The organism is Synechococcus sp. BA-120 BA3 (assembly GCF_034931285.1).
In the GTDB taxonomy this organism is placed as follows: Bacteria; Cyanobacteriota; Cyanobacteriia; order PCC-6307; family Cyanobiaceae; genus Cyanobium.
Genome location: NZ_JAYGHZ010000256.1, coordinates 12,576 through 29,060, shown reverse-complemented (window position 1 = coordinate 29,060; position 16,485 = coordinate 12,576). Strand labels below are relative to the sequence as shown.

The 16,485-nt window shown below is 69.5% G+C and carries 15 protein-coding genes; 7 read left to right on the top strand and 8 right to left on the bottom strand.

The features are described 5' to 3' along the window. The 3 genes from rimM to VB737_RS08910 form a co-directional block, all read left to right on the top strand. On the top strand, positions 1 to 391 hold a 391-nt coding region (gene rimM / locus VB737_RS08920), incomplete at its 5' end, for a ribosome maturation factor RimM (protein ID WP_500312502.1). A gap of 92 nt (positions 392 to 483) precedes the next feature. Next, the gene (locus tag VB737_RS08915) at positions 484 to 1,932 is read left to right on the top strand and encodes a mannose-1-phosphate guanylyltransferase/mannose-6-phosphate isomerase (protein WP_500312501.1); all 1,449 of its coding nucleotides are present in this window, start codon (positions 484 to 486) and stop codon (positions 1,930 to 1,932) included. A gap of 17 nt (positions 1,933 to 1,949) precedes the next feature. Next, entirely contained in the window at positions 1,950 to 2,963 is a 1,014-nt protein-coding gene (locus VB737_RS08910; RefSeq protein WP_500312500.1) for an ATP-grasp domain-containing protein, read from the top strand. Positions 2,964 to 3,136: 173 nt separating this feature from the next. Here VB737_RS08910 and glmS read toward each other — a convergent pair whose 3' ends face one another. Together glmS and psaC are read right to left on the bottom strand one after the other, a co-directional pair. Beyond that, positions 3,137 to 5,035, bottom strand: coding sequence for a glutamine--fructose-6-phosphate transaminase (isomerizing) (glmS, locus tag VB737_RS08905; protein WP_500312503.1), 1,899 nt, complete (start codon positions 5,033 to 5,035; stop codon positions 3,137 to 3,139). 76 nt (positions 5,036 to 5,111) lie between these two features. Next, on the bottom strand, positions 5,112 to 5,357 hold the full coding sequence (psaC, locus tag VB737_RS08900; RefSeq protein WP_011377242.1) for a photosystem I iron-sulfur center protein PsaC: 246 nt from the start codon (positions 5,355 to 5,357) through the stop codon (positions 5,112 to 5,114). Between the two features lie 149 nt (positions 5,358 to 5,506). On the opposite strand from psaC, the gene acpP reads away from it, so the two are divergent. The 3 genes from acpP to tkt all read left to right on the top strand — a co-directional run bounded on the left by acpP (position 5,507) and on the right by tkt (position 9,100). Beyond that, positions 5,507 to 5,749, top strand: coding sequence for an acyl carrier protein (gene acpP, locus VB737_RS08895; protein WP_035833476.1), 243 nt, complete (start codon positions 5,507 to 5,509; stop codon positions 5,747 to 5,749). A 7-nt stretch (positions 5,750 to 5,756) separates the two neighbouring features. Then, a complete protein-coding gene (fabF, locus tag VB737_RS08890) occupies positions 5,757 to 7,004 on the top strand; it encodes a beta-ketoacyl-ACP synthase II (RefSeq protein ID WP_500312499.1) in 1,248 nt (415 codons plus the stop codon). A 77-nt stretch (positions 7,005 to 7,081) separates the two neighbouring features. Beyond that, a complete protein-coding gene (gene tkt / locus VB737_RS08885) occupies positions 7,082 to 9,100 on the top strand; it encodes a transketolase (protein ID WP_500312498.1) in 2,019 nt (672 codons plus the stop codon). A 73-nt stretch (positions 9,101 to 9,173) separates the two neighbouring features. Here the strand turns inward: tkt and VB737_RS08880 are convergent, their stop codons facing one another. Beyond that, complete coding sequence (locus tag VB737_RS08880) at positions 9,174 to 10,133, bottom strand: glycosyltransferase family 2 protein (RefSeq protein WP_500312497.1); 960 nt, start codon at positions 10,131 to 10,133, stop codon at positions 9,174 to 9,176. 9 nt (positions 10,134 to 10,142) lie between these two features. On the opposite strand from VB737_RS08880, the gene VB737_RS08875 reads away from it, so the two are divergent. Continuing rightward, positions 10,143 to 10,481: a hypothetical protein gene (locus VB737_RS08875; protein WP_500312496.1), complete on the top strand. Its 339-nt coding sequence runs from the start codon at positions 10,143 to 10,145 to the stop codon at positions 10,479 to 10,481. Between the two features lie 13 nt (positions 10,482 to 10,494). Here VB737_RS08875 and VB737_RS08870 read toward each other — a convergent pair whose 3' ends face one another. Genes VB737_RS08870 through rfbG form a run of 5 tightly spaced genes read right to left on the bottom strand, consistent with a single transcriptional unit; the run spans position 10,495 to position 16,485 of the window. Continuing rightward, on the bottom strand, positions 10,495 to 11,916 hold the full coding sequence (locus VB737_RS08870; protein WP_500312495.1) for a hypothetical protein: 1,422 nt from the start codon (positions 11,914 to 11,916) through the stop codon (positions 10,495 to 10,497). Between the two features lie 21 nt (positions 11,917 to 11,937). Continuing rightward, a complete protein-coding gene (locus VB737_RS08865) occupies positions 11,938 to 12,993 on the bottom strand; it encodes an SDR family NAD(P)-dependent oxidoreductase (RefSeq protein WP_500312494.1) in 1,056 nt (351 codons plus the stop codon). A 5-nt stretch (positions 12,994 to 12,998) separates the two neighbouring features. Next, entirely contained in the window at positions 12,999 to 13,865 is an 867-nt protein-coding gene (locus VB737_RS08860) for an NAD-dependent epimerase/dehydratase family protein (protein ID WP_500312493.1), read from the bottom strand. Continuing rightward, the gene (gene rfbH / locus VB737_RS08855) at positions 13,865 to 15,355 is read right to left on the bottom strand and encodes a lipopolysaccharide biosynthesis protein RfbH (RefSeq protein ID WP_500312492.1); all 1,491 of its coding nucleotides are present in this window, start codon (positions 15,353 to 15,355) and stop codon (positions 13,865 to 13,867) included. Before rfbH ends, VB737_RS08860 begins: the two co-directional genes overlap by 1 nt. After that, a complete protein-coding gene (gene rfbG, locus VB737_RS08850) occupies positions 15,352 to 16,485 on the bottom strand; it encodes a CDP-glucose 4,6-dehydratase (RefSeq protein ID WP_500312491.1) in 1,134 nt (377 codons plus the stop codon). The genes rfbH and rfbG overlap by 4 nt, the downstream gene beginning before the upstream one ends.

Below are 16,485 nucleotides of genomic sequence, written 5' to 3'. Positions count from 1 at the left end.
CCCCCGGCCGGTGCGGCTGCTGGCCGGCAGGCCCGTGCCGGGCAAGAGCCTGTTCGTGCTGCGCCTGGAGGGCATCGGCGACCGCACCGCCGCCGAAGGCCTGGTGGGCCATCACCTCATGGTGCCGGCCGCCGACCGTCCCGCCCTGGGACCGGGGGAGTTCCACCTGCTCGATCTGGTGGGGCTGCAGGTGCGGCTGCTGCCGGATTCCCAGGCTCCGATCGGCACCGTGACCGACCTGATCCACGGGGGCAACGATCTGCTGGAGGTGGAGCTCAGCGACGGCGGCCGGCGGCGGCTGATCCCCTTCGTGGCGGCGATCGTGCCGGAGGTGAACCTGGCGGAGGGCTGGATCGGCCTGACGCCGCCCCCCGGGCTTCTGGACCTCTGAAACCGTCCGGGGTGCACCCCGACGCTGACGGCCGGGGCCGGCTCAGGTTGAATGGGCCCGTCTGATGGTCCTGCGGGACAGCTGCCACCGCGATGGCTACCCCCTCCCTGGTCCCGGTGATCCTCTGCGGCGGCACCGGCACCCGCCTCTGGCCCCTCTCCCGGGCCAGCTATCCGAAGCAGTACTGGCCCCTGGCCGGCACCACCGAGGACACCCTCCTGCAGCAGACCCACCAGCGTCTCCTGGGGCTGCCGGACCTGGCGCCGCCGCTGCTGATCTGCAACGAGGACCATCGCTTCATCGTGGCCGAGCAGATGCGCCAGATCGGCGTCGAGCCGGCGGCGATCCTGCTGGAGCCGGTGGGGCGCAACACCGCCCCGGCGGTGGCGGTGGCGGCGCTGCAGGCCACCGCCCGCGGCGAGGACCCCCTGCTGCTGATCCTGGCGGCCGATCACGTCATCCGCCGGGCCGCCGACTTCCGCGCCACCGTGGCCGCCGGCATGGCCGCCGCCACCGCCGGCCAGCTGGTCAGCTTCGGCATTGTGCCCACCAGCCCCGAGACGGGCTACGGCTACATCGAGGCCGCCGAACCCCTGGCCGCCACTCCCGTGCCGATCGCCCGCTTCGTGGAGAAGCCCGACCGGGCCACCGCCGAAGCGTTCCTGGCCACCGGCCGCTTCACCTGGAACAGCGGCATGTTCCTGTTCCGCGCCAGCGCCATCCTGGCGGAGCTGGATCGCTTCGTGCCCGAGGTGGTGAGCGCCTGCCGCACGGCCCTGGAGCACGACAGCGCCGACCTGGAGTTCCTGCGGCTGGAACGGGAGGCCTTCGCCAACGGCCCCAGCATCGCCATCGACGTGGCGGTGATGGAGCGGACCGACCGGGGCGTGGTGCTGCCCCTCGATGCCGACTGGAGCGACGTGGGCAGCTGGGCGGCCCTGTGGGAGACCTCGGAGCAGGACCTGGAAGGCAACGTGCTGCGGGGCCGGGTGATCAGCGAGGGCAGCCGCAACTGCTACCTGCGCAGCGAGCACCGCCTGGTGGTGGGGCTGGGGGTGGAGGACCTAGTGGTGGTCGAGACCGACGACGTGGTGCTCGTGGCCCACCGCGACCGCGCCCAGGAGGTGAAGGGCATCGTCGGCCGGCTGGAGCGGGACGGGGCTCCGGAAAGCCGGGCCCACCGCCGCATCTACCGCCCCTGGGGCCACTACGACGGGGTGGTGGAAGGGGAGCGCTGGCAGGTCAAGAAGATCTCGGTGAAGCCCGGCGCCAGCCTCTCCCTGCAGATGCACCACCACCGGGCCGAGCACTGGGTGGTGGTGCGGGGCACCGCCGTCGTGGAGAAGGACGGCGTGGAGGAGCTGGTGGGCGAGAACCAGAGCACCTACATCCCCCTCGGCGCCCGGCACCGCCTCACCAACCCCGGCAAGATCCCCATGGAGCTGATCGAGGTGCAGAGCGGCCCCTACCTCGGGGAGGACGACATCGTCCGCTTCGACGATCGTTACGGGCGCAGCGACGCGCCTCTCGCCTGCCCTTGAGGAGCGTGTCCAGGTTCATGGCAGGGGCGGAACGGCCCCTGCGACCCCTTAGACGCGCCCTGTCGGCGGCCATCAGCCGCCACCTGGCCCGCCGCCTCCTGCGGACGATGGAGCGCGCCATCCCGTCGCCGTTCGCGACGGCCCCACCCGAGGGGTACCGACGCGGCATCGACCACTACAGCCGCCAGGAGCTGATCGCGGCCCTGCAGAACGTCCTGGCCTCCTACCGGAGGGCCTGCGGCCGGTACCCCGATCTCGCCAGGCCTCGCCTCTACTCCGAGAAGGTGAACCACGCCAAGTTCTTCGCCCCCATCAAGGTGCCCGAGAGCGGCAACAAGCTGCTCACCGGCAGCTTCCTGCCCCCACCCCTGGGGGAGCGGGTGAGCGTGCCGGAGGTGGTCTGGCACCACGACCAGCCCCTGCTGCCCGCCAATGGGGCCCTGGCGGCGGGCGTGTACTACCTCAAGGCCAGCCACGGCTCGGACATGGTCCGGTTGATCCGCTACCCACTGGAGCCAGGGCAGCGTGAGGCCCTGGAGGCCAGCTGCCAACGGTGGCTTAGCCGCCCCTTCGGCCTCGAGCACGGGGAATGGTGGTACAACGCGTTCCCTCGGCGCCTCCTGATCGAGAAGTCGATCTCGTCCCGCATCCCGTCGCTGTCCCTGCTCTTCTATGTGCTCGGGGGCGAGGTTGCCCTGATCACGATCTTCGCCAAGGCGCTGCAGAGGGGAGAGCCGAACCGTCGCCTGCTGCTGGACGGACGTTTCGTCCCCCTCGCCGAGCAGGATCCCGTGGAGAAGCGGCTGGAGGACTTCCAGCTCAGCGAACTGCTCCAGCGGCGCTGCCTGGAGGTGGCCCGCGCGCTCGCCGGCCCGTTCCACGCGGTCAGGGTAGACCTGATGGTGGGGGACGACGGGCGGATCTTCCTGAACGAGGTCACCTTCTCCCCCAACAACGGTCTCCCCTTCGTCGGCAGGGACCTGGACCTTCAACTCGGCCAGCTCTGGGCGGGCACCAGCCTGTGGCGCTGAGGGCGCCGACCGAAGGCCGGCGCCCTCAGCGCAGGAGGAGCTGGCAGAGGGGAGGGGGAGGCTCCTGGAGACTCCCGCCCCCCCGGGGAGGGTGTGACGCTGCGGTGAACCGGAGGCGGCGTTGCCGGCCTTGGCCGGCTCGCCGACCGGAGGTTTTCCGCAGCGTCACACCCTCATTCGACCGTGACGCTCTTGGCCAGGTTCCGCGGCTGATCGACATCCAGACCCCGGTGGGCGGCGATGTGATAGCTCAGCAGCTGCATCGGGATGACCGTAAGCAGGGGGCTGAGCAGTTCGTCCACCTCGGGCAGGGGCAGCAGCACGTCGAACAGCTCGGTGTCCGGGCAGGCGGGCGCCACGCCGATCAGCTGGGCGTCGCGGGCCTTGGCCTCCTGGGCATTGGAGAGCACCTTCTCGAACACGGTTCCCGGCACGGCGATCGACACCACCGGCACCCGCGCGTCGAGCAGGGCGATCGGGCCGTGCTTCATCTCACCGGCCGGGTAGCCCTCGGCGTGGATGTAGCTGATCTCCTTGAGCTTGAGGGCCCCCTCCATGGCGATCGGGTAGTTGATGCCCCGCCCCAGGAAGATGACGTCCTGGGTGTCGGCGAACAGGTGGGCCAGCTCGGCGCAGCAGCGGTCGTGGTCGTCGACCAGGCGCTGCAGCACGGCGGGCAGGGCGCGCAGCTGCTCCACCAGCTCCCGCAGCTGGGCGGGGGTGCGGCCGCCACCGAGGGGATGGGCGGTGCCGCCCCGGCGCTCGGCGAAGGCCAGGGCCAGGCCATAGAAGGCCAGCAGCTGGCCGAGGAAGGTCTTGGTGGCGGCGACCCCCACCTCGATACCGGCGCCGATGTCGAGCAGGTGGGGCACCAGGCGGCCCAGGGAGCTCTCCGGGCGGTTGGTGATGCCCAGCAGCCTGGGGGCATAGGCCGGATCGGCCACGAGGAAGCGCCGGTCCTGCTCCATCGCCAGGGCGGCGAGGGTGTCGGCCGTCTCCCCTGACTGGGTGACGCCGATGGTGAGCGTGTGGGGCTCCAGCGGCGGCGGGGCGTAGCGGAATTCACTGGCGTAGAACACCGACGTGGGCAGGCCGGCCAGCTGCTCGAGCAGATGGGCCCCCACCTGGGCCGCATGGCGGCTGGTGCCGCAGGCGAGGATCTGGATCCGCTCCACCCCCTCGTAGACGGACTCATCGAGGGGAAGGGCCACCAGGGCGCCCTCGGGCAGATGGCGGGCCACCCACAGGGCCACCGTTTCGGGTTGCTCGTGGATCTCCTTGTGCATGAAGTGGCGGAAGCTGCGCTTGTCCGCCACGTGCTCGGTGCCCACCAGCAGCGTCGGGTTGCGCTGCACCCGAGCCCCGGAGCCGTCGTAGAGCTCGATGCCCAGGGGCGTGAGCAGGGCCACCTCGCCGTCCTTCAGGGGCAGGATCGTGCGGGTGAAGCCGGCCAGGGCCGGGGTGTCGCTGGCGCAGAGGAACTCCCCCTCACCCAGTCCGATCAGCAGCGGCGCCTGCCGCCGGGCCACCACCACCGCCCCGGGCACCGCCGCCCACACCACCGCCAGGGCATAGGCCCCGTGCAGCAGAGGCAGCACCTGCTGCAAGGCCTCCAGCAGCAGCGCCGGCGAAGCCGTGGCCCCCTCGGCCTGCCGCTGCCGCAGGCAACGGGCGAGCAGGTGGGGGATCACCTCGGTGTCGGTGTCGGAGCGGAACTCCACCCCCTCGGCCTGCAGCTCCTCGCGGAGGCTGCGGTGGTTCTCGATGATGCCGTTCTGCACCACGGCCAGCTGGCCGCTGCCGTCAAGGTGGGGGTGGGCGTTGCGCTCCTCCGGCTTGCCGTGGGTGGCCCAGCGGGTGTGGCCGATGCCGCACTGGCCCGGCGCGCCCCGCTCCTCGAAGCGGGCCGTGAGGTTGACCAGCTTGCCCTCGGCCTTGAGGCAGTGGAGACCGGCCCCGTCCACGGTGGCGATGCCGGCGGAGTCGTAACCGCGGTACTCCAGCTGGCGCAGGCCCTCCAGCAGCTGGGGGGCCGCCTCCCGTGAGCCGATCAGGGCAACGATGCCGCACATAGACAGGTAGGCCAAAAAAAAGCCCGGCGCAGGCGCCGGGCATGAGCTTATGGGAGGGCAGCGGCGGCGCCGATGGTCAGTAGGCCAGGCCCATGGAGCGGCTGGTCTCGTCGCCGAGGTAGACGCGGATGCTCAGGAAGTCGGTGGGGCAGGCGGTTTCGCAGCGCTTGCAGCCGACGCAGTCTTCGGTGCGGGGCGAGGAAGCGATCTGGGCGGCCTTGCAGCCGTCCCAGGGAACCATCTCGAGAACGTCGAGGGGGCAGGCACGGACGCACTGGGTGCAGCCGATGCAGGTGTCGTAGATCTTGACGGCGTGGGACATGCCAGGGCCGGGAACGAACGGCGAGGTGCCCAAAGTACCCACACCGTTCCGGCGCAGGGCGACACCCGCCGCCGGCCGTCACCCTTGTTCATACGCGGAAAGGGCCCGAACAGGGCGACCCGTAGGATGCTGCCTCCCTCACAGCAGCCATGTCCCAGGAAGCGATCTTCGAGAAAGTCCGGTCGATCGTTGCCGAACAGCTCAGTGTGGAGGCTGACGAGGTCAAGCCGGAATCCAATTTCCAGAACGATCTGGGAGCCGATTCCCTCGACACCGTCGAGCTGGTGATGGCCCTGGAGGAAGCCTTCGACATCGAGATCCCCGACGAGTCGGCCGAAGGGATCACCACGGTGGGTGACGCCGTCAAATACATCCAAGAGAAGCAGGCCTGAGGCGTCCATGGTGGAGGGTCTCCGCCGCGTCGTCGTCACCGGCCTGGGCGCGGTCACACCGATCGGCAACAACGTCGCGGATTACTGGGAGGGGCTGACCAGCGGCCGCAACGGGGTGGCGCCGATCACCCTTTTTGATGCCTCCCGCCATGCCTGCCGCTTTGCCGCCGAAGTCAAGGACTTCGACACGGCCGGCTGGCTGGAGCCCAAGGAGGCGAAGCGCTGGGATCGCTTCTGCCAGTTCGGGGTGGTCGCCGCCAAGCAGGCGGTGGCCGATGCCGGCCTGACCATCGATGACGGCAACGCCGCGCGGATCGGGGTCGCCATCGGCTCCGGCGTGGGCGGGCTGCTGATGATGGAAACCCAGGCCCACGTGCTGGCCGACCGCGGTCCCGACCGGGTCAGCCCGTTCTGCGTGCCGATGATGATTCCCAACATGGCCACCGGACTGGCCGCCATCGCCATCGGCGCCCGCGGGCCCAGCAGCGCCGTGGCCACCGCCTGCGCCGCCGGCTCCAACGCCATCGGCGATGCCTTCCGGCTCATCCAGCTGGGCCTGGCGGACGCCATGGTCTGCGGCGGTGCCGAATCGGCGATCACCCCCCTCGGGGTGGCCGGCTTCGCCAGCGCCCGGGCCCTGTCGTTCCGCAACGACGACCCCGCCACGGCCAGCCGCCCCTTCGACGCCGAGCGCAACGGCTTCGTGATCGGCGAGGGGGCGGGGGTGCTGGTGCTCGAGAGCCTCGAGCACGCCACAGCCCGGGGCGCCCGGGTGCTGGGCGAGATCGTCGGCTACGGCATGACCTGCGACGCTTACCACTACACCCTGCCATCCCCAGGCGGCGTGGGGGCGGCGGAGGCCATCCGCCTGGCCCTGGCCGATGCCCGCCTGGAGCCGGAGGCGGTGGACTACGTCAATGCCCACGGCACCAGCACCCAGGCCAACGACAGCAACGAGACCGCCGCCATCAAATCGGCCCTCGGGGCCCATGCCATGACCATCCCGGTCAGTTCCACCAAGTCGATGACCGGCCACCTGCTGGGCGGCAGCGGCGGCATCGAGGCGATCGCCGCGGTGCTGGCGGTGGCCCACAACCTGGTACCGCCTACGATCAACTACAGCACGCCCGATCCTGCCTGCGATCTGGATGTGGTGCCCAACCAGGCCCGGGAACACAACGTCAATGTCGTGCTCTCCAACTCCTTCGGATTCGGTGGCCACAACGTCTGCCTCGCCTTCCGCCGGATGACCTGAGCAACCCGGCGCGCCAGCGCACCGGGTCCGCCCATCCCAGGAACACCTCCCTCCTCCCCGCACTCCCCCGTCAAGCCATGGTCGCCGCCCCCACCACCCAGGTCGATAGCCACGTAGAGACGCTCTGCATCAACAGCATCCGCTTCCTGGCGGTCGACGCGATCAACAAGTCCAACTCGGGGCACCCCGGCCTGCCGATGGGCTGCGCACCGATGGCCTTCTCCCTCTGGGACAAGGTGCTGCGCCACAACCCGAAGAATCCCCAGTGGTTCAACCGCGACCGCTTCGTGCTCTCGGCCGGCCACGGCTGCATGCTGCTGTACGCGCTGCTGCACCTCACCGGTTACGACAGCGTGACCCTGGAGGACATCAAGCAGTTCCGCCAGTGGGGATCCCGCACCCCCGGCCACCCGGAAACCTTCGAGACCCCGGGCGTCGAGGTGACCACCGGGCCCCTGGGCCAGGGCATCTCCAACGCCGTGGGCCTGGCGATCGCCGAAGCCCACCTGGCGGCCAAGTTCAACAAGCCCGACGCCACCATCGTCGACCACTACACCTATGTGCTGATGGGTGACGGCTGCAACCAGGAGGGCGTCTCCAGCGAGGCTGCCTCCCTCGCCGGCCACCTCGGTCTGGGCAAGCTGATCGCCCTCTACGACGACAACCACATCACCATCGACGGCAACACCGGCGTGTCCTTCACCGAGGACGTGCTGAAGCGCTACGAGGCCTACGGCTGGCATGTGCAGCACGTCGAGGACGGCAACACCGACGTGGCCGCGATCACCCGGGCGATCGAGGCGGCCAAGGCGGTCACCGACCGTCCCAGCCTGATCAAGGTCACCACCACGATCGGCTACGGCTCCCCCAACAAAGCCAACACCGCCGGCGTGCACGGCGCTGCCCTGGGTGCCGAGGAGGCCGAACTCACCCGCCAGCAGCTGGAGTGGAGCTACGGAACCTTCGAGGTGCCCGAGCCCGCCTACGAGCACTGGCGCCAGGCCATCCAGCGCGGTGCTGCCGCCGAGGCCTCCTGGAACGAGAGCCTGGCCGCCTACCGCAACCACTACCCCGCCGAGGCGGCCGAGTTCGAGCGCCTGCTGCGTGGTGAGCTGCCCGAGGGCTGGGATGCGTCCCTGCCGGTGTTCACCCCCGAGGACAAGGGCCTGGCCACCCGCCAGCACTCCTACAACGCCCTCAACGCCTTCGGCCCGGGCCTGCCCGAGCTGATCGGCGGCTCCGCCGACCTCACCCACTCCAACCTCACCGACATCAAGGGCGAGGCCAGCTTCCAGAAGGGCCATGAAGCCAACCGCTACCTGCACTTCGGTGTGCGCGAGCACGCCATGGCGGCGATCCTCAACGGCATCGCCTACCACAACAGCGGCCTGATCCCCTACGGCGGCACCTTCCTGGTGTTCGCCGGCTACATGATCGGCGCCATGCGGCTGTCGGCCCTCTCCCAGCTGGGCGTGATCTACGTGCTCACCCACGATTCGATCGGCCTGGGCGAAGACGGCCCCACCCACCAGCCGGTGGAAACCCTCGCCAACCTGCGGGCCATCCCCAACCTGCTGGTGATCCGCCCCGGCGACGGCAACGAGACGGTGGGCGCCTACAAGGTCGCCGTCACCAACCGCAAGCGCCCCACGGTGCTCGCCCTCAGCCGCCAGGCCATGGTCAACCAGGCCAACTCCGCCGCCGAGAAGGTGGCCAAAGGTGGCTACATCCTCAACGACTGCGACGGCACCCCGGATCTGATCCTGATCGGCACCGGCACCGAGCTCGACCTCTGCGTCAAGGCCGCCGCCCAGCTCAGCACCGAAGGCAAGGCCGTGCGCGTGGTCTCGATGCCCTGTGTCGAGCTGTTCGAGGAGCAGGACGCCGCTTATCGGGAGTCGGTGCTGCCCGCCGCCGTGCGCAAGCGGGTGGTGGTGGAGGCCTCCAGCTCCTTCGGCTGGCACAAGTACACCGGCTTCGACGGCGCCAGCGTCTCGATCGACAGCTTCGGGGCCTCCGCCCCCGGCGGCGTCTGCCTGGAGAAGTTCGGCTTCACCGTCGAGAACGTGGTGGCCACCGCTAAGGCGCTGGGCTGAGCCACTGACCAACTGCCGGGCCCTTGGTGGCCCGGCTTTTTCATGGCTGCCCGGGGGTGGCGGCGGCGGTGGCTCAGCGCTCGCGCGAGGGCACGTTGTGGCGGCTGCGCTCCACCACCAGGGGCAGGCGCAGGGTGCGCTGGTTGATGAAGCCGATGTATTCACCCAGGATGCCGAGGGCGAACATCATGGTGCCGGCGAAGAACAGCGCCGAAACCGAGAGCATGGCCACACCGAACTGGAAGCTGTCCCAGAAGATCAGTTTGCTGACCATCACCACGAACGACAGCAGGATCGAGAGGGCGCCGAGCGAGAGGCCGGCGGTGGTGATCAGCCGCATCGGCTTGCGGGAGGAAGTGACGATGCCCAGCACACCGAAATCCACCAGGAACGAAAGAGAGGCGGAGCTGCTGCCCCCCTTGCGATCGGCGCTGACGTAGGGAATGGTGGACCACTTGAAGCCGATGGCGCACACCAGCCCCTTGATGAAGGGGTAGGAATCGATCGACTGGCGCAGGGCCAGGATCACGGAGCGGTCGTAGATACCGAAGCCGGTGGTATCGCGCACCATCGGATAATCGGACAGCCAGGAGAGCGTGGCGTAGTAGATCTTCTTGCAGAGGAACAGGATCGGGCTCTCATGGCTGGAGCGCCGCACGGCGAAGATCACCTGGTCATCGCCCTTCTTCCAGCCCCTGATCAGATCGGCCACCAGCTCGGGGGGATCCTGCAGGTCCGACATCAGAAACACGTTGGCGTCGGCATCGGGCACGAGCAGGGCATTGGCCGAGGAGCGCACGAAGCCGAAGTTCGAGACATTGCGGATCAGGCCGACGCGGGAATCCCTGGCCGCCAGACCCTCGATCAATTCCACCGTGTGATCGGTGGAGCAGTTATCGGCAAAAACGATCGAGAAGACGTCGTCTGGGAACTGTTCGAGAACCTTCGCCAGCCTCACATAGAGCGCTTCGATGTTGGACGACTCGTTGTAACAGGGAATGCAAATGGCGATATGATGCGGCGATCTCGTCATGGGCTAATGTTGTCAAAAAGCATGCTGCAGGCAGTGTATCTTTTGACTGCCGTTCTTGCGGCCTGCCTGGGCCAATTCATCTTGCGGATCCGTCCACCGGCCGAGGGCGTCCGCACCGGTGCGCTCTACCTGGCGGCGTCGCTTGTTTGCTATGGCGCCTCCTTCGGAATCACCGCCCTCGTTCTGCCCGCCGCCGATCGAAAGCTGGCGGTGCTGATGCTGAGCCTGCAGTATCCGCTGCTGTATGTGCTGTTCTCACTCAAGGATGCGGCTGCCCTGCAGCCGGCCAGCGTGATGGCGATCACCCTGGGCTACGCGATCGTCGCCGTCGGCATGTTCGGGCGTTAGGAACGCTCGGACTTCAGGAAGGCACACTGCAGAGTCGGGCCATCTCACGCTCACCCAGCTGGAAACTCCACATCGGTCCGCCATAGATGTGGGTCAGTTTCGGGTGGGGCCATCGGCACTGCTCGCGGAGCTGCTCGGCATAGTCGAGCGTCCGCATCTCTCCGGTGGGGGTCATCACCTCGATGGGCCTGGGAACCACGTTGTTGTGATAAAAAACCAGCGTCAGCACCAGCCAGACCGTCAGGGCACGGCAGGCGATGCTCTGGCGGGTGCGGCGCTCCCGCACCAGCAGCACGAAGGCGATCAGCAGCACCGACAGAAACAGGACGCTGTTCCAGTAGAAGAAACGCCCGCCGGCATCCTCGATCACCACCAGTTTCAGGTCCACGCCGCGGCGGGTGGCCACCAGCAGGCTGGACAGGGAGAGCACCAGGGTGGAAACGATCGCCACGTAGAGCAGGCCCGGCTGCCCCATGGGACTCACCACCACCCGCAGCGCCAGCAGCACCAGGGCCAGGACCACCAGCACCGCCAGCAGCTGCAGAGGATCGGGCAGAGTCCGCAAAAACCACCACGGCTTGTAGCCCCCCAGCAGCGGGCTGATCAGGTGAACGGTGAACCAATCGAGCAGAAGGGCCGGACGGGACAGCAACGCCTTCAGCGCCTCGGCCGTCGACAGGGGATAGGTGGTCTGCAGCTGGGAGACGTAGAGCTGCAGGGAGGAGAGCAGCACCGGCAGGCTGAGCCACAGGGGCCGCAGCGGCAGCCGGCGGCGGCGCAGGCCGGTGAAGACGAGCAGCGGAATCGTGTACAGGGCCACAAAGGGGCCGGTGAGCGCCGCCACCAGGCCGTAGAGGAGCAACAGCACCCGCAGGGGCGCGGGCCAGGGGGCCACCGGGCGGCCGCTGCCCTGCCGGGCCACCTCCCCGTAGGCGATCAGGATGAAGCCGAGCGGGAAGAAGATGTAGGCGTTGGGGAGGTTGAGGTAGGTCTCACCGGCATAGGGCACATAGACGTAGGGGATGTAGGCCACCCGCAGCAGCCGGCCGAACACCCCGGCGCCGATGAGCGCCTCGACGCTGATCAGGGGCAGCAGCCAGGACAGCCAGGCCACCAGCAGAAAGAAGCCGGGATAGGCCAGCGGGGAGAGCTGGTTCACCGCGGTGAGCGCCGTGATCCGCTGCAGGAGATGGCTGTAGCCCGCATAGAGCTGCAGCAGCGATCCGGCGCCCTGGTCGATGGCCTGCTGCAGGAAGATCGAGCCATCCTCCGCATAGAGGGTGGGCACCAGGGAGACGGAGGGACGCCGCAGGTAATAGCCGAGGGCGCAGAGGCCGATCAGGGCGGCGGAGACAAGAACGCCGTGCAGCCGGGGGGGCAGCCGCTGTTCCGCTGACCGGCGGAAGCGCTGGATCGCGTGGAGGACGTTCGCCATGGGTGCGCGCAACGGCTCCGCTCAACCCATCAGGTTGGTTTCGGTCCAGGCGAGCATGCGGCTGACCCCGTCGCGGCAGGAGATGGCCGGCGACCAGCCCAGGAGACGCTGGGCCTTGGTGATGTCGGCGATGAAGCAGTCCTGGTCGCTGGCGCGGCGGGGGGTGGGGGTGTACACCAGCGGCGGAATGGCCAGCAGCTCGGCGAGCAGGGCGAACAGCTCCAGCAGGCTGAGGGAGTTGGCGGCGCCGCCGCCGATGTTGAAGATCTCGCCGGTCATCCGCTCCCGGTGCTCGTAGGCGGCCCGGTAAAGGCAGATCAGGTCGTCGGCGTGGAGCACATCGCGCACCTGCTTGCCGGTGCCGGCGATGGTGAAGGGCTCGGGGGCCACACCGGCCTGGTGGGCGCGCTTCTGCTCGATCGCCTTCTGGCAGAACCAGCCCACCCAGCCCTGGTCGAAGGAGGCGAACTGGCGGCCGCCGAAGATCGAGGAGTGGCGGAACACCACCGTTTTCAGGCCATAGACGCGGGCCCAGTCGCGCACGTACTGATCCGCCGCCCCCTTGGAGCAGCCGTAGGGGGTGGAGAAATCCAGACCCAGCGCTTCATCGAGGCCTTCGGGGTGATCGGGGAGGCGGTAGCGGGTGGGGGTCTCCTCGTAGCGGAGGCCCTCCAGGTCGCCATAGACCTTGTTGGTGCTGCTATAGGCGATCAAAGCCTCGGGGGAGAGGGCCCGGGCGGCTTCGAGTACGTGGAACGTGCCCAGCACGTTGGTCTGCAGGTCGCGGGCGGGATCGGTCAGGGAGGTGGTCATCGCCACCTGGCCGCCCACATGGGCGATGTAGTCGAACGGGGCGTGGCGGCGGAAGACGGCCATCACGGCCTCGGCTTCGGCCAGATCGCCCTGGATGAAGTGGAAGCGCCCGGGGGCGGCCTGGGACTCCAGCCAGGCCAGGTTGGCCGCCGAGCCGCGCCGGAACAGGGCATCGAGCACGATCACCTCGGCGCCTTCCTGGAGGTAGGAGGCGGCCAGGTTGGAGCCGAGAAAGCCGCAACCGCCGGTGATCAGGACCTTCATCGGATTCAGGGCAGAGGGGACGCGGGAAGCCTCAAACCAGCCAGGTCCGGAACGTATCGCTCGATCTGATCGGGTCGGTCGGGAAGCACACCGGGGCGCAATCTACCGGTCGCCCCCAGGCGGCTCCATTCCGCCTCGGCGAAGGCCAGCAGGCTGGTGGCGACGCCCGAGCCGATGTTGGTCACCAGGGGGCGGCCCGGGTCCACATCGGGGCGCGTGCAGGCCTCCAGCAGGTGGACCGCCACGGCGGCGACGGGCACGAAATCGCTGACCTGGCGGCCGGAGGTCATGGGGAAATCCTCCCCGGCCAGGGCGGCGCGCCGCAGGGAGGGCCAGAAGTTGCCCGCGAACTGGCCCTCGCCGTAGGCGGTGAAGATGCGGCCGTAGAAGAGCTCCAGGCGCCGTTCGATGGCGAAGGTGCGCAGCAGCTGGAAGGCCGCCGCCTTGCTGGCCCCGTAGGCGCTCAGGGGCTCCAGGGGGGCATCGGGGGGGATGGCCGCAAACCGGCGGGCGGCGTTGCCGTACTCGTGGCTGGTGCCGGTGACGACGCAGCGGCGCACCCCCGCCGCCGCCGCCAGCTCCAGCAGCCGCAGGCTGCCGGCCACGTTGGCCTGCACCAGCTCGGCCCAGGGCACCTGCTTCGGGCTGACACCCGCCGAGGCCAGGTGCAGCACCGCCTCCACCCCCTCCAGCGCGGAGGCCGGCAGGGTGAGCAGATCGCCCTGGCACCACTGGGGCTGGCGCGGCAGGGGGATCACCGGGGCGGAGGCGGGGCTGCGGCGCAAAGCCCGCACCTGATGGCCCGCCGCCAGGGCCGCCGCCAGCACGTGGGAGCCGATGAAACCGGTGCCGCCGGTGAGGAACAGCCGCATCAGGCCTGGCAGAAGGCCCGGATCACGTCGATCTCCTTGGCCAGCATCGGCGCCGTCAGGCCCGGGTAGGTGCCGAGGAAGAGGGTGTCGACCATGATCGCGTCGGCGCCGGCCAGATCGCCCACCACCCGCAGGGCGTCGGGGCGATCGGCGCGCAGCTGCACGAAGGCCGGCTGGCGCACCAGGTTGCCGCCGAAGAGCATGCGGTTGCCGATGCGGTGGGCATCGAGCTCCCGGGCCAGGTCGGTGCGGCGGAAGGGGGCGTCGGGCTTGACGGCGATCTTGAAGCCGAACCAGGAGCAGTCGGTGCGGCAGCCGGTGGAATCCCAGGAGAAGCCGGTCTGCGGATCCCAGCCGGTGGCGTGGGTGGGCAGGGAGAACTCGAGCACGTGCTCGGTGGCCACCAGCCCTTCGCGCAGGGTCTGCCAGTTGCGCTTGCGGGCCTCGATGAACTCGGGCAGGCGGCGCAGCTGCACCCGGCCGATGGCGGCCTGGGGATCGAGGGGTTTGAGGTTGAAGCCGAGGTGGCTGTAGATGTACTTGTGGTCGTAGCCGGCGGGCAGTTCGCCCAGCTGCCAGTCGAAGCGCTTGCCGCAGGTGTCGTCCTTGCCGGAGGGGCACCAGCAGTCGCGGCCCCAGTCGCGGAAGCTCTCGGCCACCACCTTCAGCTTCTGGTCGCGGACGATGTTGACGGCGCCGCCCTCACCCATGGTGAGGTGGTGGGGCGGGTAGAAGCTCTGGGTGCTGATGTCGCCCCAGGTGCCGGTCCAGCGGATGACGCGGTCGGGGCCCTCATCGAGGCCGGGGCTGTTGTCGCTGAAGCCGAGGGATTCGGCCAGCTCCCGGGGCATGGAATAGGAGCACCCCAAGGCGTCGCAGTTGTCTTCGACGAGATAGAGGTCGTGGGCGCGGCAGAAGCGCAGCACGGCGGCCAGATCGAAGGGGTTGCCCAGGGCGTGAGCCATCATCACGGCCTTGGTGACGCCGGGCCGGTAGGCGGCCTCGAGCTGGTCGCAGCAGGCGTTGCCGGTGACCGGATCGGCGTCGATGAACACCGGCACGGCGCCCACCTGCAGGATCGGCGCCACGGTGGTGGGGAAGCCGGCGGCCACGGTGATCACCTCATCGCCGGGGCGCAGGCGCCGCTCGGCGGGCAGGCGATGGGAGGTGAGGGCCGAGATGGCCACCAGATTGGCGGAGGAGCCGGAATTCACCAGCAGGCTGTGGCGCACCCCCAGGAAGGCCGCGAGCTCGCTCTCCATCGCGGCGCCTTCGGTGCCGAGGGTGAGCCAGAAGTCGAGGGTGGTGCCCACGGCCGCCTCCACCTCGTCTTCGGTGAAGACCCGGCCGGCGTAGGGGATGGTCTGGCCGTCGGCGTGGGGGGTGCGCTCCGGGTCGTCACCGGGGCGGAAGCCGGCGTGGGCGCGGCGGGCGTAGTCGCGGGTGAGCCGCAGGATCTCCTGCTTGAGCTGGTCGAGGTCGGCAGTCATGGGGTGGATCGGCCCGGCGGGAGAGAAGCGAGATAGGCGGTGAGGTCGTCGAGGCAGCAGGACACGGGGTCGTCGCCGGCTTCGATCACGCGGCGATACCACTGAAGCGTGCGGGCGGTGGTGGTCGCGAAATCCCAGCGGGGCGACCATCCGAGGCGGTGGTGGGCCTTGTCGACCACCAGATTCAACAGGCCCGCCTCGTGGGGGGCGGTGGGGTCGGAGGCATCGATCCAGGTGCCGGGCCAGTGGTGCAGGGCCTGCTCCACCAGCTCCCGCACGGGCCGGTTGGCCTCCAGCTGGGGCCCGAAGTTGAAGGCTTCGGCCATGGCGAGCCCATCGGACGGCTCGGCGAGGGCCTGGGCCAGGGCCAGGTAGCCGCCGAGGGGTTCGAGCACGTGCTGCCAGGGGCGGGTGGCGGCGGAGTTGCGCAGGGTGATGGGCTCACCGGCGCGCAGGGAGCGGACAGTGTCGGGAATGATGCGGTCGGCGGCCCAGTCGCCACCACCGATGACGTTGCCGGCCCGGGCGCTGGCGATGCGCAGGTGGGGCGACTGGTGGGGCAGGGTGCCGCAGTAGCTGGCGCGCCAGGAGCTGATGGCCAGCTCGGCGGCGGCCTTGCTGCTGCTGTAGGGGTCGTGGCCGCCGAGGGGGTCGTTCTCCCGGTAGCCGTAGAGCCATTCGTTGTTGCGGTACACCTTGTCGGTGGTGATCAGCACCGCGGCGCAGGGCTGGGCCAGGGGGCGCAGGGCCTCGATCAGGTGGATGGTGCCCAGGACGTTGGTTTCCCAGGTGAGCACCGGCTCGGCGTAGCTGCGGCGCACCAGGGGCTGGGCCGCCAGGTGCAGCACCACCTCCGGCTGGACGGCGGCCACCAGCTCGCGGAGGGCGGCAGGATCACGCAGGTCGCCCACGTGGTGATCGAGGCGGCCGGCCAGGCCCAGCTGGTCGAACAGGGAGGGTTCGGTGTCGGGCGCCAGGGCGAAGCCGGTGACGCGGGCCCCCAGCTCGCAGAGCCAGAGGGCCAGCCAGCTGCCCTTGAAGCCGGTGTGGCCGGTGAGCAGCACCCGCTTGCCCTGCCAGAAGGCAGGATCGGGCTGCTGCCAGGCCCGCCGGGGGGAGGTGCTGGCCAT

Coding starts and splice junctions, on each gene's coding strand:
- VB737_RS08915 (WP_500312501.1), top strand. CDS start 484: ATGGCTACCCCCTCCCTGGTCCCGGTGATCCTCTGCGGCGGCACCGGC.
- VB737_RS08910 (WP_500312500.1), top strand. CDS start 1,950: ATGGCAGGGGCGGAACGGCCCCTGCGACCCCTTAGACGCGCCCTGTCG.
- glmS (WP_500312503.1), bottom strand. CDS start 5,035: ATGTGCGGCATCGTTGCCCTGATCGGCTCACGGGAGGCGGCCCCCCAG.
- psaC (WP_011377242.1), bottom strand. CDS start 5,357: ATGTCCCACGCCGTCAAGATCTACGACACCTGCATCGGCTGCACCCAG.
- acpP (WP_035833476.1), top strand. CDS start 5,507: ATGTCCCAGGAAGCGATCTTCGAGAAAGTCCGGTCGATCGTTGCCGAA.
- fabF (WP_500312499.1), top strand. CDS start 5,757: ATGGTGGAGGGTCTCCGCCGCGTCGTCGTCACCGGCCTGGGCGCGGTC.
- tkt (WP_500312498.1), top strand. CDS start 7,082: ATGGTCGCCGCCCCCACCACCCAGGTCGATAGCCACGTAGAGACGCTC.
- VB737_RS08880 (WP_500312497.1), bottom strand. CDS start 10,133: ATGACGAGATCGCCGCATCATATCGCCATTTGCATTCCCTGTTACAAC.
- VB737_RS08870 (WP_500312495.1), bottom strand. CDS start 11,916: ATGGCGAACGTCCTCCACGCGATCCAGCGCTTCCGCCGGTCAGCGGAA.
- VB737_RS08865 (WP_500312494.1), bottom strand. CDS start 12,993: ATGAAGGTCCTGATCACCGGCGGTTGCGGCTTTCTCGGCTCCAACCTG.
- VB737_RS08860 (WP_500312493.1), bottom strand. CDS start 13,865: ATGCGGCTGTTCCTCACCGGCGGCACCGGTTTCATCGGCTCCCACGTG.
- rfbH (WP_500312492.1), bottom strand. CDS start 15,355: ATGACTGCCGACCTCGACCAGCTCAAGCAGGAGATCCTGCGGCTCACC.
- rfbG (WP_500312491.1), bottom strand. CDS start 16,485: ATGGCCAGCACCTCCCCCCGGCGGGCCTGGCAGCAGCCCGATCCTGCC.